Below are 14,497 nucleotides of genomic sequence, written 5' to 3'. Positions count from 1 at the left end.
AATCCCCGCCTCAGCCTTCTGAAAGGCCCCGCCCGTTAGCCTCGTCGACACGTTCACCAGGCTGACGGGAAAAACGGCATGCACTCCAACACTTCAAGACGCACCTTCGTCAAGGGACTGGCCGCCGGCGGGCTGTTGGGCGGCCTCGGATTATGGCGAACACCGGTCTGGGCAATCACCAGCCCCAGCGAACCGCAGGTGCTGGCCGGCAGCAATTTCGAGCTGTTCATCGGCGAAACCCCGGTCAACTTCACGGGCAATCCGCGCACCGCCATGACCATCAATGGCAGCCTGCCCGGCCCGCTCCTGCGCTGGCGTGAAGGCGACACGGTGACGTTGCGGTTGAAAAACCGGCTCAAGGACAACACCTCCATTCACTGGCACGGCATCCTGCTGCCCGCCAACATGGACGGCGTGCCGGGGCTGAGCTTCAAAGGCATCGAGCCGGGCGGCACTTACGTCTATCAATTCAAGGTCCGGCAAAACGGCACCTACTGGTACCACAGCCATTCGGGTTTCCAGGAACAGTCCGGCGTCTACGGGCCGCTGGTGATCGACGCGAAAGACCCCGAGCCTTTCCAATACGACCGCGATTACGTGGTGATGCTGACCGACTGGACCGACGAAGACCCGGTCGGCCTGATGAAAACCCTGAAAAAACAATCCGATTACTACAACTACAACAAGCGCACCGTGGGCGACTTCATCCAGGACGTCGGCGAGAAAGGCTGGGGCGCGACAGTCGCCGATCGCACCATGTGGGCCGAGATGAAGATGAACCCCACCGATCTGGCCGACGTCAGCGGCGCCACCTACACCTTCTTGATGAACGGCCAGACGCCGGACGCCAACTGGACCGGCGCGTTCCGTCCCGGCGAAAAGCTGCGGTTGCGGTTTATCAACGGTTCCGCGATGACCTACTTCGACGTGCGCATTCCCGGTTTGAAAATGACCGTGGTGGCGGCGGATGGGTTGCACGTCAAACCGGTGAGCGTCGACGAGTTTCGCATCGCGGTGGCGGAGACCTTCGACGTGATCGTCGAGCCGACGCTGGAGACCTACACCCTCTTCGCCCAATCGATGGATCGCACCGGCTACGCGCGCGGCACGCTGTCCGTGAAGGCCGGCTCGTCAGCGCAGGTGCCGCCACTGGATCCGCGCCCCCTGGTCACCATGGACGACATGGGCATGGGCGGGATGGACCACGGCAGCATGGCCGGCATGGATCACGGCAACATGGCCATGCCCGGCATGCAATCCCATCCGGCATCGGAAAACGACAACCCGCTGGTGGACATGCAGGCCATGTCCACCTCGCCCAAACTCGACGACCCGGGCCTTGGCTTGAGGAACAACGGGCGCAGGGTCCTGACCTATGCCGATCTGCGCAGCACCTTCGAAGACCCGGATGGCCGGGAGCCCGGCCGCACCATCGAATTGCACCTCACCGGACACATGGAGAAATTCGCCTGGTCGTTCAACGGCGTGAAGTTCTCCGACGCCGAACCGCTGCGCCTCAAGTATGGCGAGCGCGTCCGGGTGGTGCTGGTCAACGACACCATGATGACGCACCCCATCCACCTGCACGGCCTGTGGAGCGACCTCGAAGACGAGAACGGCGACTTCATGGTGCGCAAGCACACCATCGACATGCCGCCCGGCTCACGACGCAGCTATCGGGTCACCGCCGATGCGCTCGGTCGCTGGGCCTATCACTGCCATCTCCTGTACCACATGGAAATGGGCATGTTCCGTGAAGTTCGCGTGGAAGAATGAGGCGCTACCCATGATCAGACTCTCCCCCATCGCTTTGGCCCTCGTCATCCCCGGATTGACGCTCTCTTCGGCGATAGCCGCCACCGACGACATGCAGGGCATGGACCATAGCCAGATGGACCACAGCCAGATGCAACCCATGGACGACGGCCAGATGCAGCCCGCGGCACCGACCGAAAGCCGCACGCCCATCCCACCGCTGACCGACGCCGACCGCGCCGCCGTCTACGCAAGTCCCCACGGCCATACCGTGCACGACAGCGCGCTCAACTCACTCTTCCTCGCCGACAAGCTGGAATGGCAGGACGCCGATGACGGCAGCACCCTGGCCTGGGATCTGTCGGGGTGGATCGGCGGCGACATCGATCGCCTGTGGCTGCGCTCCGAAGGCGAGCGCACCAATGGCAAGACCGACGACGCCGAAATCCAGGCACTCTGGGGCCACGCCATCTCGCCGTGGTGGGACGTCGTGAGCGGCGTGCGCCAGGACTTCAAACCCGGCGCCCCGCAAACCTGGGCCGCTTTTGGCGTGCAAGGCATGGCGCTGTACAACTTCGAAGCCGAGGCCACCGCCTTCCTCGGCGAAGGCGGCCAGAGCGCACTGCGACTGGAGGGCGACTACGACATCCTGCTGACCAACCGGCTCATCCTGCAGCCGACCGCCGAGCTCAATGTCCATGGCAAAAACGATCCGCAACGGGGGATCGGTTCGGGCCTGTCCAACAGCGAAGCGGGCCTGCGCCTGCGCTATGAAATCCGCCGGGAATTCGCGCCGTACCTGGGCGTGACCTGGAACCGCAGTTACGGCAAGACCGCCGATTACGCCACCGCCGACGGCGAGGACCGCAGCGAAGCACGCCTGGTACTCGGCGTGCGGATGTGGTTCTGACGCCATTAATCCAATCACCAACAATTGACCGCTTCGAGCGGCAAGAGGCCTTGCATGCGCACGTTCAAAACCATCGCTGTTACCGTCGTACTTTCTACCAGTCTGCTGCTGAGCAGCCTCGCCCAGGCCCACCCGAAACTGCTCTCCTCCATCCCCGTCGAAGGCGCGGATGGCGCAGCGCCGGGGACCATCGAATTGCACTTCTCCGAAAACCTCGTCACCCAGTTCTCCGGGGCGAAACTGGTCATGACCGAAATGCCCGGCATGGCTCACTCACCCATGCCCATGAAAGCCAAAGTCAGCGGCGGCAGCGATCCGAAAACCATGCTCATCACCCCAGCCTCGCCGCTGCCCGCGGGCACTTACAAAGTCGAATGGCGTGCGGTGTCATCGGACACCCACCCGATCACCGGTAACGTCACGTTCAAAGTGAAATGATCAATGAGCGAACTGGCCAACATCGCCCTGCGTTTTGCGCTGTACACGGATTTGATGCTGATGTTCGGGATGCCGCTCTTTGGGCTGTATAGCCTTAAAGGACCCGAACGGATCTCGGGGGCAGTATTGCCGTTTCGCTCGCTGTTGACGGGAACCACCATCCTCGGTGCGTTGCTGTCCGTTGCCGGCATGATTGTGCTGGCAAGTGCCATGAGCGGTGAAACAGACTTCGCGGCACTGCGCCCGCACATGGAAATGATGGTCCTGGAAACGGATGTCGGGTTGGCCTGGACGGTACGGATCATTGCACTGGTTGTCGCTGGAGTCGCCATGATGCTTCACCGGCGCGCCCCCGGCGTCAGCTTGCTCGTTGCGACGCTTGCTGGTGGCATCGCCCTCGCCTCCCTGGCCTGGAGTGGCCACGGGGCGATGGATGAAGGCATCTGGCACTTCACGGCGGACATTCTGCATTTGGTGGCCGGTGGCGCCTGGCTGGGTGCGCTGGTCGCCTTTGCCTGGATGTCACGCACTGATGCATTGCAAACCGAAGATCGCATTCGCCTGCTGGCCCACGCCGTCACCCGGTTTGAATCCATCGGCGCAGTCATCGTTGTTGTCATCGCGGTGACTGGGATTGTGAACTACCTCTTTATCGCCGGCCCGACACTGTTCCTCAGTACTTACGGGGTTTTACTGTTCGTCAAAGTCGCGCTGTTTGCCGGCATGCTCGTACTCGCCGCGCTGAACCGCTTTCATTTGGGGCCGACTCTCGAGCGCTCATTACGGGAGGGGCAGTATCGAGTGGCGGCGAATGCGTTGCGGCGCAGCGTCATGGTGGAACTGATGGCAGCTGTGTTGATTGTGGGATTGGTGGCGTGGCTCGGGACCTTGAGTCCAGAAACAGAAATCGGCGATCTGTAGCGGGCCACCGATTTTCCTGAAAATTTCACTACACTCCCCCCGTTCGACACCACCCACCACAAAAGCCCGATAACAATGAAAAACATCAACAACACCCTGATGCTCAGCGGCCTCCTGGCGCTATCACTCGGCACCCAGGCACAGGAAGCCCCATCGCACCTGGACAGCGTCATTCAACAAGGCCAACTGCGCGTCTGCACCACGGGCGACTACAAACCCTATACCTACAAAGCCGAGGACGGCGAATACTCAGGCATCGACATCGCCATGGCCCGCACCCTGGCCGACAGCCTCGGCGTCAAGGTCCAGTGGGTGCCAACCACCTGGAAAACCCTGATGCCCGACATGCTCGCCGGCAAATGCGATATCGGCATGGGTGGCATCTCGGTCACCCTGGAACGGCAGAAAAAAGCCTTCTTCAGCACCACCCTGGACGTCGACGGAAAAATCCCGCTGGTACGCTGTGAAGACCAAGCGAAGTACCAAACCATCGACCAGATCAACCAATCTACAGTCCGCCTGGTCGAACCGGCCGGCGGCACCAACGAAGCCTTCGTCCACGCCTTCCTGCCCAAGGCGCAACTGCAGCTGCACGACAACGTCACCATCTTTCAGGAGCTGTTGGACAAGAAGGCCGACGTGATGATCACTGACGCTTCGGAGGCGCTCTACCAGCAGAAACTCAAACCGGGACTGTGTGCGGTGAATCCGACGCAGTACATGCAATATGGGGAAAAGGCTTATCTGCTGCCGCGTGACGACATGACGTGGAAGTTGTATGTCGATCAGTGGCTGCATCTGGCCAAGGTGACGGGGAATTATCAGAAGGTGCTGGGGCAGTGGATCGCGGCACCAGAGGGTAAGTAACGAACACCGTCAAACAAGCAATCTGTGGCGAGGGGATTTATCCCCGTTGGGTCGCACAGCGGCCCCCTGCGTCTGTCGCCACAAATTTAGAAGCTCAGGCTTAAGCGAGTAGCATTGGTTCCTGCCGTCAGCCTTCTCCATTGCGATGTCAAACAGCTGATATCCAATCAGTCGTCGTGCAACAGCCCCGAGCTGTACTCACCAAAGCTGCTGCCGAGCGCACTGCCATGGAAACTCATCTTGCCAGCCGTGTTGGTCGGCCCCGGACCAAAGCCGCTGGACGGCACGCTTTCTGCGGAATAGCGGTTTGTAGTGCTCACTCCGGAACAGGCGCTCAACAACACAACACCGGCGATGAGCGCGACTTTGGCGAGGCGTGAGATCATTTTCTGAGTCCTGTGGGAGGGAGGCGTGGTGGCTTGAATGTATGCCTTCATCCTAGGCTGCCGAGCGGGTGGGGATGATGAAACTTTGCTGGGTGACAGCGTTGGTTCAGGTGCGGTGGTTTCTCCAATGAACAAGGCGCCCGTTAAGGGCGCCCTTCTTTATTACAGCCGTACACTCATGCACCCACGGGCGGATCGACATTATCCAATGCCCGATTCACCAGCAGCTCCCCGACAACCGCCAGTTGCTGAATCGACAACGCCAGACTGCGTGGTGAGCCTTCGAGCTTACAGGCCAGATCGGTGGTGAGGACATTCAGCGACGCGAGCGTTTCACAGGCGAGACAAAGCAAGGTTTCAGTATCAACGTTGGGCACGATGGTAAACACATGACAGATGGGATCGGCGTGATTTGGATTGCGTAGACGTTTACTGACAGCGAGATGACTGGCTTTGGACAGCTCGTCGAGGTCGGAAGCATTTGGCGCTTCGGGTGGATCGGGCGTGATTTTTTTCATCGTTTGCGTTCCTAGAATTAACTAAAGGAACTGCCAGCATCACTTCCACATGATAGGTGGCAGCTGTGCGCAGGTGTGGAAGACCGGGGATCTAGGAACCCGGCGCACTCGAAAGTGCCCCGCGCACAGCCGCCATAATTTAACAGCAGACATGAAAAAAGCGCCTGCTTAAATTCGGGTGGCGCCTGTGCGCCTAGATCTTTTGAAGGGCTTCCACACCCTTGTCGCTGATTTTGCAGCGACTAGGAGAAGGCTATCGGGGTGGGTAAGGGAGCACAAGATGGGCGAATCCGACAGAGATGGCGGGAAATGTCCTACATCTGGGTGATTTCATCAACACGAGGTCGTTAGCTCCGCCCGATGATGGATGGGACAAGCTATTCTGCGCACCACCGTCAATAAAGGGCCTGGTCGGTACTTTGAATTCTCCGTACCACTTTCGTACCACCGTTACTTACTCAACATCCTACTGTTGGCGCCAAGCCAATAAAAAAGAGCCTTCAAGAAGAAGGCTCAGTACACATTTACTGATAAGTAATCACAAACGGCAGGCTGGCATTGGCCACACCCACCATCTCGGGACCGGAGGTCTTGAGGTAAGCCGCACCCATATCAAAAAAAGCAAATCGACCTGGGCCGCCGGTCCCCGTGAGGTTCGCTATCAGTCTTTGCGTGCTGGACAAATTAATAATTTGGCCTTGAGCGTCGGTGACGGCCACTGCTGCTCCGCTGGCACCACCTGGTGCCAAGGCGAGCAGGCGGCTGTCGTTACGGTCCACACCGGTCCCGGAGCGCGGATCAAAATTCAGGACCAAACTCTGAAACTGTTGAGCGCCCGTGCAATCGAGTCGAAAGGAAAAGTCATTAAAACCAGTCACGGTTCCAACGCCTGGAGTGGCCGTGCGCAAGTCCCCAAACGAAACAGTACCCAAGTCGATGATCACATCCGAACCACTCTGTGATGCGGCCCCGCCTACAGCGGTGATGGAGCAAGTGGCATCGGTTAAATTACCGTTGAATTGCAGTGTGCCATTCGAAGCATTGGCATTCGTCGCCATTGCTGCAGCAGCCAATAGACTCAATGCCAGTATGGAAATTTTTTTCACAATGAAGCTCCAGTATTTTCAGGTAACAAAACATGCGAGATTCAATCTAAAAAAATAGCTGCTTGACGCACGAAGGAAAAAACCGAGTTAGCTGTAGGACCTATCTTATCATTTCGTAGGAACTGGACTACTACCAGTTAGCGCAGCTGCCAGCATTGAATCTAAATTAATAATGCGCCGACGGGCTACAAACCTCGCACCACCAACGTCAAACTTGATTTCGGTTTGGTCTAACGTAGGAACTAGAAAACACAGCTCCAGCTCAGTGCATTTTTCTGCTAAATTGCTATACCTGAAATCCAGAACCTTCAAAAAGACGAAGTTAAAACACTTTATAAAAACTGCTGATTCGACCACCCTGTAGGACGCTTCACCCCGCACTATCAGACCCATCCTATACCCCTGCAAAGCCTTAACCGTTAGCCTGCAAATCACAGACGATAGGCGTCCTCATCCGCACGAAGAAATCTAATCACTAATTAGTCTCCTAACCGTTGAGTCGCGACCCATCATCTCAATTTTTATCGATGACGTTCAGCAAAAACTCCCTGCTCAAACTATTAAATGGAGGCCAATATGCACCGCTATTTACTCCTATTAGTCATTGCATGCCTATACAGCCAAACAGCCACAGCGCTGTCCTTTGAGCATTACGGCTGCAATTTTCAAAACGTTCAAGGCACCACCGCCTTCACTGCTGATTTGGCAACTGCCCCTATAGGCTCCCAGGTGGGAACCTTTGAAGCATCTGGCACAGTCACTCACTGTGTACGACAACCCGGTGACGCCTATAGATATGTACGTATTGCTTTGGAGAAGCAGTTGCCATACACCACCGGCCACGCTTTACCTTGCAGAACCACGATACCCAATATTGAACTAAGGTTTAATGGAGCTTGCTTGGAGGGCAATGCCGCTTACGGCCCCACACTGATTGTAGCTGACTCTCTGGGTACGTTCCCCCAATATTTAAAATCAGATCCCGCGGCCATTATAAAAGTTGGCCCCGTCCCCCCAGGAAACTACAATCTGGCTCCAATCGACACTAGTCTTGTAGCTGTAGTACCCGTAGTACGCAATGATGTGGTCAAACGACTTGGAGTTAACCTACCTAGTGATGGAGGCAGTGCTGGTAGTGATGCCTGCTCACTGGTCAGCACCAACGTGAATGTGGATTTTGGCGAAGTTTCCGACGTGGGGGGCACGCAACCATTTTCATTGGAGTTCGGTAATTGCAGCGACATAAATAATGCAGTGGATTACGTGTTTGCTACAGCGTTAAAGTTCAGTTCCGAGCGGATCAGGAGCGATGGGACAGCGCTGAGAAATGGTACCTGCACCAACTGTGCGAAAGGTATTCAGATCCGATTGAAAAACGCGAATGGTCGATACATCGATCTGTCGAAATTGAATTCATTGTCGGGCAACGGCACGAGCTTTACCGACGATGGCTTTAGACAGAACTTTACCGCAGAACTTGAACGTAATCCCGATGAGGCGCAAACACCGGGGACGATCAATACCCAACTAGTGTTTGAGACCGTCCTGGATTAAGGCCAGGCCTGACCTTTATCTCTCGATCGGAGCTTCTCCATTTCATCCAGATACCACTCGGTATGCCTTGTTATCCTCCGCCTCAATCTCACCTGCTGCTCCAACTCGGAGGTTTCCGTTGCACCCATGATGGATGGGGTGCATTTAACCATCCGCCTCCCGGCCCGCTTGGCCCGGCACGGCCATTTGCTACACCGCGTGTATCAAAGTTTAAGCAAGACACGATCGAGACTTTCTAGAGATTACCGACAACGCCTTGATCCGCCGAGACGCTCGACCCGACCTGCCTCCCCTCTCCACTTCCTCTCCATTACGGCCAGATCTGTACGTTAAAGAGTTTTAAACACTGAGCCTGTAGGACCGTTCCGAAGCTATCCGTGAAAGCAAAAAAATTCTCCGTGTTTATCCTTCACGCTCTGCTGCTTGCACGAATCTGCAAACTTTCTGAAAAAATCAAACACAAGGTTTCCTGATGAACTGTTCCAAATAAAGTCGACAATTCCTATTTTTTGTAGGGTCAGTCCTATATCGCTTTATTAGATTGCCCCACCGTTACACGATTACAAACGCCAACGACGCGATCATGCATATAACAGCTGTTGCTCTACTCAATGTAGTCCACATCCTACGCAATGCGCAGATATTTCCGCTTCCCGTAAATACTAAAACATCATAAGTTTAAATATCTTCAGCGCCACCCACGCGGCTGCGCTCCACAACCAACCCCAGGATTCACCGGCTAGCTTTTTAAAAATACAGCCGAACAGAATAACTTAAGCACATTAGTCGGGGTCACGATGTATCGCTATTTTATACTACTGATTTTTGCCTGCGGGTATAGTCAAACAGCAAGCGCACTGTCATTTTCAAACGGTGGTTGTAACTTCGAAAACGTTAGAGGGGAGATAACGCTTTTTGCCGATTTAGCCACAGCCCCTATCGGGTCTACCGTAGGGGAGTACTACTTCAAGGCTACCCATACTTGCACACGCGGAGCACAAGTAGTGTTATTCGCTGGAGAGCAGACACCTGGTTCCGCCGGAGGTAGATGTTTGACAACTGTACCAGGTATCGAATTATGGGGAGATACGTGCAGAAATCCCACCCTTGCTGGGCACGCATTCTTTCTCGTTAACGGGACTGGGGCTGTCGGTAATTCGCAGGCTGGCCCATACCGTTTTGTCAAGGTCGGTTCGGTCCCCGTGGGCCCCCACACATTGAAACCTACATACAATCATCTCTATTCACGCGACAACTATCGCCGCCCTGAAACTTTAATCAGGCACGAAATCCTACCATTTGACGGCGGAGAAACTCCGGTCAACTCATGTTCATTAGTCAGCACCGATATCAAAGTTGATTTTGGCGAAATTTCCAACGTGGGGGGCAGTCAGCCGTTTTCTATCGAATTTGGTAATTGTGGAGGAGCGAATAATGTAGTGGATTACGTGTTCTCTACCGCGCTAACGTTCCGCTCCCCGCGGATCAGGAGCGATGGGACAGCACTCAGAAATGGCACTTGCACAAACTGCGCAAAGGGTATTCAGGTCCGATTGAAAAACAATAACGGTCAATACCTCGATCTATCGAAGAAAAATTCACTAGCGGACAATGGCTTGGCCTTTACCGCTGATGGTTTTAGACAGAGTTTTACTGCAGAACTTCACCGTAATCCCGATGAAGCTCAAACACCGGGAGCAATCAATACCCTGTTAGTGTTTGAGACAGTCCTGGAATAAGGCCAGGCTCCGGTGTGACCCGATGATCAGACTCTCTCCGTGACCGCCTGCTACGCTGAAGGCGCCACGGAGAATGCGCCATGCCCCACACAGATCTGTTGCCGCCGTTACTACACAAACTCAACGAAAACCAGCTCGCCCTAGAAGCGGCGATCCTCGAACTGTCCAACTGAGAAGAAAAGGGGACAGATTTATTTAATCCGTCCCCTCTCCAAACCCAGGCTAGAAAGCCTCAACAGGCTTCTTGGCCGCCTGAATAATCTTGTTGGCCTCCAACCGAGGAAACGAAAACCGGATCAACAGCCCCGCGTCAGCCCCTTCCCCGGCAAGCACCAACTCAGCAGACCTCGTATTCTCAGGCGATGCGTTCAACGCAGCAATTGCATTCGACTGCCCCTTGGCATTCACACCTTCCAGAAACGTGTAGGTCAAACTCCCAGAGGTCAGGCCTACCTGTTCATAATTGGATAATTTCGCTGTCAACTCGTCTCGGCTACTCACTTTCCTTGAGACTTCGACCACGTCCAGCATCGACTTATCATCCGTCATGGATACCAACGTGAATGTCTTGGAAAGCCCGGCAATGGCTTTGCCATACAAATCCTGATCGAGCGGGCTGATCAGCGATACCATGATCAACTTGTCCCCCGAGAACACCAACGCCACAGTGAATTTCTCTTCCAGGAAATCGACACCGTCGATGCACCTGGCCGTCCCGCCGACATCTTCGGAACAGTCGTAGTAACCAGCGGCTTCGGTGTAGTTCGCGAGAGGGGATTGATAGACATAATTCTTGAAGAGCTTGTCTTCGGCGGCTGCGCTTTGCGCGAATGCAAAAATGCTGGCGGTGACTAACGCAAATGACGCAATTTTCTTCAACATGGGATCCCTTCCTCGAACAGCCTTGTAGTTAGTGGCTAGATGCTATCAGCCGCTCCAGGACCTGTCTCGCTCATTCCCGACATCCAAAGGACCACTGCCGCAGGACTCGCCTCAACCCTACTCACCCATTCCTGATAAACTCCTGCCTTTCGCCCCACCGATTCCAGATCCCCAATGCCCCCAATCACCGCCACACCCGCTCCGCTTTCCCGCCGCTTCTCCGTCGCCCCGATGATGGATTGGACTGACCGCCACTGCCGTTTTTTCCTGCGCCTACTGTCGAAAAACGCCCTGCTCTACACCGAAATGGTCACCACTGGCGCGCTGCTCAACGGTGATCACGACCGCTTTCTGCGCCACAACGAAGCCGAGCACCCGCTCGCGTTGCAGCTGGGCGGCAGTGTTCCGCTGGATCTAGCCGCCTGCGCGCGCATGGCCCAGGAACACGGCTACGACGAGGTGAATCTGAATGTCGGCTGCCCGAGTGATCGGGTGCAGAACAATATGATCGGCGCGTGCCTGATGGGGCATCCGCAGTTGGTGGCCGATTGTGTGAAGGCGATGCGCGATGCGGTGTCGATTCCGGTGACGGTGAAGCATCGCATCGGGATTAATGGGCGCGACAGTTACGAAGAGTTGTGTGATTTCGTCGGTACGGTTCGTGAGGCCGGATGCACCAGTTTTACCGTGCATGCGCGGATTGCGATTCTGGAGGGGTTGTCGCCGAAAGAGAACCGGGACATTCCGCCGCTGCGTTATGACGTGGCGGCGCGGTTGAAGGCGGACTTTCCGGAACTGGAGATTATTCTCAACGGTGGAATCAAGACGCTCGAGGCCTGCCACGAGCATTTGCAGACCTTCGATGGTGTGATGTTGGGCCGCGAGGCGTATCACAATCCTTATGTGATGGCTGAGGTGGATCAGCAGCTGTTCGGCAGCACCGCCCCGGTGATCACTCGAGCCGAAGCACTGGCGCAGTTGCGGCCTTACATCGCTGCGCACATCGATGCCGGCGGTTCGATGCACCACATCACTCGACATGTGTTGGGGCTGGGCACCGGGTTTCCGGGGGCGCGCAAGTTTCGGCAGTTGTTGTCGGTGGACATTCACAAGGCCAAGGAACCGTTGGCGTTGCTGGATCAGGCGGCGCAGTTGCTCGAGGGACGTTAAGCGTGACTCGGCCGTGGGACACCACGGCCGAGTGCACACATTCAGAGCGCCGCTGCTTCCGTCCAGTTGACCCAACCGAATATCCATGTGGCCAGGATCAGTAGACCGAATACGATTCGGTACCAGGCGAATGCCGCGTAACTGTGGTTGGCAATGAACTTGAGCAAGCCTCGAACGGCGATCATGGCGAACAGGAACGCCGTCACGAAGCCGAGGGCAAATACGGGCAAGTCGCCCGCCTGGAACAGATCCCGGTACTTGTAGCCGGAATAGACGGCGGCGCCGACCATGGTCGGCATGGCCAGGAAGAACGAGAACTCGGTCGCTGCCTTGCGTGACAGACCGAACAACAGTCCACCGATAATGGTCGATCCGGAGCGCGAGGTGCCGGGAATCATCGCCAGGCATTGTGCGAAACCGACCTTGAGAGCATCTGGCCAGCGCATATCATCGACATGATCGACGTACACCACATGGTTGCGCTCCTCGGCCCACAACATGACGATCCCCCCCACCACCAAGGCCATCGCCACGGTGATCGGGTTGAACAGGTATTCGTGAATCTTGTCGGCGAACAATACCCCCAGGACAACTGCCGGCATGAAACCGATCAACAGGTTCAAGGTAAAACGCTGTGCATTGCGTTGGGTGGGTAAACCGCTGACGATTTCGAGGATCTTGTGTCGAAACTCCCAGACGACCGCAAGGATGGCGCCCAGTTGAATAATGATATTAAAGGCCATTGCCCGCTCACCGCCGAAGTCGAGCAAGTCTGCAACGATAATCTGGTGCCCGGTGCTGGAGATGGGCAAAAACTCGGTGAGCCCTTCAACCAATCCCAGAATCAACACCGATACAGTGGTCCAAAGATCCATCAATCCCCCGTTAGACCCTCATGAACATCCCATGAAGGGCCTGCTGCCAATTTAAACGCCTGAAGTTCATTGCAACAGGATCCACTCGAAAAGAACAAATCGAGCCTGATTCCAATCAAGACCTGACAATGACTACTTGGCGAACGCGAGAGTAAAACGCATCAAGCCGTGCAATAAAACCGTTTGTTATCAAATGTCCACCGCCAGAACTAACGAAAGAAAAGTTATATATCCCTCATTCGTACGAAACACCTCTAACGGAGACAGCATCAGCTAATGCCAAAACACACAAAATTTCAGTGGATATTAATTTTCGATAGCAATTTAGAATCGATACCAACACTCAGCCGTGCGTCAAGCTTATGGCGCCGGAAAATCGGGAGATCGGGAAAAGGATGGCATAGTGCTATGTTTGCTTTGACGTGGGAAATTTAGCTGTAGAGTTCTCCATCCAAACCTCAAGAACGCCAACGATCACGCCAGATTCACCCGCAACGTTAAAAAAACCAGCCGACCACTTCAAATTTCGATGAAATGTTACCAATTGTCAGTCACAAATGAGAATCGGTGCTTTAACATCCAGATGTCAGCACCCAGCCGGATCAAAGCATGATGCTTACAGGAAATACAACGACTTCATATCACAACCAGGCAAAGGAGCAGACAGGGATTCTCACCATTGGGCGGACCCACATGCTGGCGGAGAATTTCAAGGAATTAGTCACCAGGCACGCTGGTTCCGATATGCCAGTAGTAGCAACGTGCTACAGCAACTCGTTCAATAGAAACAAGCACCTGGAGTTGTATCGCGGGATTTTTGTGATCATTGATAGCCCACAGGCGATTACTGACAGCATTGCCCTGATTGAAGATCTTCGCTCAGACAATATCGGGTCGATCATTTTTGCAGCGATCACCGGGCCGGGCACCTACAACAAGATGAAATACTATCTAGCCGGCGCCGATTACTGCATGAAATTCAACAATATGCCCGAGGAAAACACCGAGGTATTTTCCGGGATCTTCAGCAGTCCGGAATGGCAGAAAAAAGACCTTCTGCTTTTGGACCCCACGCGCATGTGCCTGATCGGGGACGATAAAAAGCTTGATGTATCGTTTGCAGAAATGCGGATTCTTGAAGCGTTCTCTCAGACGAAAAGCCACATATTAAGTCATGACGAAATCGCCAACGTCATGGGCCTTAATATAAATTTTTATGACCCAAGAGCCTTGGAAAAATCGATCAGCCGCCTTCGCGGCAAAATTAAAGATCTGTATGGCACCAACGCCATTCAAAGTATTCGCGGGCATGGATATCGCCTGATCAGGGGTTTTATTTCTACCACCTGATGACCAATATGCAATGGAGTTTTTGC

Annotated in this window: 14 protein-coding genes; 9 read left to right on the top strand and 5 right to left on the bottom strand. The window is 55.0% G+C overall.

Going from position 1 to position 14,497, the window contains the following annotated elements; genetic code table 11:
• The first annotated feature begins 78 nt into the window (after positions 1-78).
• From HNQ83_RS07285 to HNQ83_RS07265, 5 genes are all read left to right on the top strand, one after another.
• A complete protein-coding gene (locus tag HNQ83_RS07285; RefSeq protein ID WP_175388327.1) occupies positions 79-1,776 on the top strand; it encodes a copper resistance system multicopper oxidase in 1,698 nt (565 codons plus the stop codon).
• Positions 1,777-1,786: 10 nt separating this feature from the next.
• Positions 1,787-2,665 (top strand): copper resistance protein B, encoded by an 879-nt coding sequence (locus HNQ83_RS07280; protein WP_175388326.1) that lies wholly within the window; start codon positions 1,787-1,789, stop codon positions 2,663-2,665.
• 54 nt (positions 2,666-2,719) lie between these two features.
• Positions 2,720-3,103, top strand: a complete 384-nt coding sequence (gene copC, locus HNQ83_RS07275) for a copper homeostasis periplasmic binding protein CopC (protein WP_175388325.1) — start codon at positions 2,720-2,722, stop codon at positions 3,101-3,103.
• A gap of 3 nt (positions 3,104-3,106) precedes the next feature.
• Positions 3,107-4,024, top strand: a complete 918-nt coding sequence (gene copD, locus HNQ83_RS07270) for a copper homeostasis membrane protein CopD (protein ID WP_175388324.1) — start codon at positions 3,107-3,109, stop codon at positions 4,022-4,024.
• 75 nt (positions 4,025-4,099) lie between these two features.
• Positions 4,100-4,891 (top strand): transporter substrate-binding domain-containing protein, encoded by a 792-nt coding sequence (locus HNQ83_RS07265; RefSeq protein WP_175388323.1) that lies wholly within the window; start codon positions 4,100-4,102, stop codon positions 4,889-4,891.
• Between the two features lie 167 nt (positions 4,892-5,058).
• Here the strand turns inward: HNQ83_RS07265 and HNQ83_RS07260 are convergent, their stop codons facing one another.
• From HNQ83_RS07260 to HNQ83_RS07250, 3 genes are all read right to left on the bottom strand, one after another.
• Entirely contained in the window at positions 5,059-5,277 is a 219-nt protein-coding gene (locus tag HNQ83_RS07260) for a hypothetical protein (protein WP_175388322.1), read from the bottom strand.
• Between the two features lie 176 nt (positions 5,278-5,453).
• Positions 5,454-5,795 (bottom strand): DUF6124 family protein, encoded by a 342-nt coding sequence (locus tag HNQ83_RS07255; protein WP_175388321.1) that lies wholly within the window; start codon positions 5,793-5,795, stop codon positions 5,454-5,456.
• Between the two features lie 524 nt (positions 5,796-6,319).
• Entirely contained in the window at positions 6,320-6,901 is a 582-nt protein-coding gene (locus HNQ83_RS07250) for a fimbrial protein (protein WP_175388320.1), read from the bottom strand.
• Positions 6,902-7,477: 576 nt separating this feature from the next.
• On the opposite strand from HNQ83_RS07250, the gene HNQ83_RS07245 reads away from it, so the two are divergent.
• Complete coding sequence (locus tag HNQ83_RS07245) at positions 7,478-8,455, top strand: fimbrial protein (protein WP_175388319.1); 978 nt, start codon at positions 7,478-7,480, stop codon at positions 8,453-8,455.
• A gap of 1,052 nt (positions 8,456-9,507) precedes the next feature.
• On the top strand, positions 9,508-10,194 hold the full coding sequence (locus tag HNQ83_RS07240; RefSeq protein ID WP_175388318.1) for a fimbrial protein: 687 nt from the start codon (positions 9,508-9,510) through the stop codon (positions 10,192-10,194).
• Positions 10,195-10,416: 222 nt separating this feature from the next.
• Here the strand turns inward: HNQ83_RS07240 and HNQ83_RS07235 are convergent, their stop codons facing one another.
• Positions 10,417-11,076 carry a hypothetical protein gene (locus HNQ83_RS07235; protein WP_175388317.1) on the bottom strand — a complete coding sequence of 220 codons (660 nt, stop codon included), beginning with the start codon at positions 11,074-11,076 and terminating at the stop codon, positions 10,417-10,419.
• Between the two features lie 174 nt (positions 11,077-11,250).
• Between HNQ83_RS07235 and dusA the strand changes: the two genes are divergently transcribed.
• Positions 11,251-12,246 (top strand): tRNA dihydrouridine(20/20a) synthase DusA, encoded by a 996-nt coding sequence (dusA, locus tag HNQ83_RS07230; protein ID WP_175388316.1) that lies wholly within the window; start codon positions 11,251-11,253, stop codon positions 12,244-12,246.
• A gap of 41 nt (positions 12,247-12,287) precedes the next feature.
• Here the strand turns inward: dusA and HNQ83_RS07225 are convergent, their stop codons facing one another.
• The gene (locus tag HNQ83_RS07225; RefSeq protein WP_137807621.1) at positions 12,288-13,121 is read right to left on the bottom strand and encodes an undecaprenyl-diphosphate phosphatase; all 834 of its coding nucleotides are present in this window, start codon (positions 13,119-13,121) and stop codon (positions 12,288-12,290) included.
• Positions 13,122-13,730: 609 nt separating this feature from the next.
• On the opposite strand from HNQ83_RS07225, the gene HNQ83_RS07220 reads away from it, so the two are divergent.
• On the top strand, positions 13,731-14,471 hold the full coding sequence (locus HNQ83_RS07220; RefSeq protein ID WP_372241880.1) for a winged helix-turn-helix domain-containing protein: 741 nt from the start codon (positions 13,731-13,733) through the stop codon (positions 14,469-14,471).
• Positions 14,472-14,497 lie beyond the last annotated feature (26 nt).

The sequence above is a fragment of the Pseudomonas sp. C2B4 genome (assembly GCF_013359695.1).
Classification (GTDB): domain Bacteria; phylum Pseudomonadota; class Gammaproteobacteria; order Pseudomonadales; family Pseudomonadaceae; genus Aquipseudomonas.
This window is presented reverse-complemented; position numbering and strand designations above follow the sequence as displayed.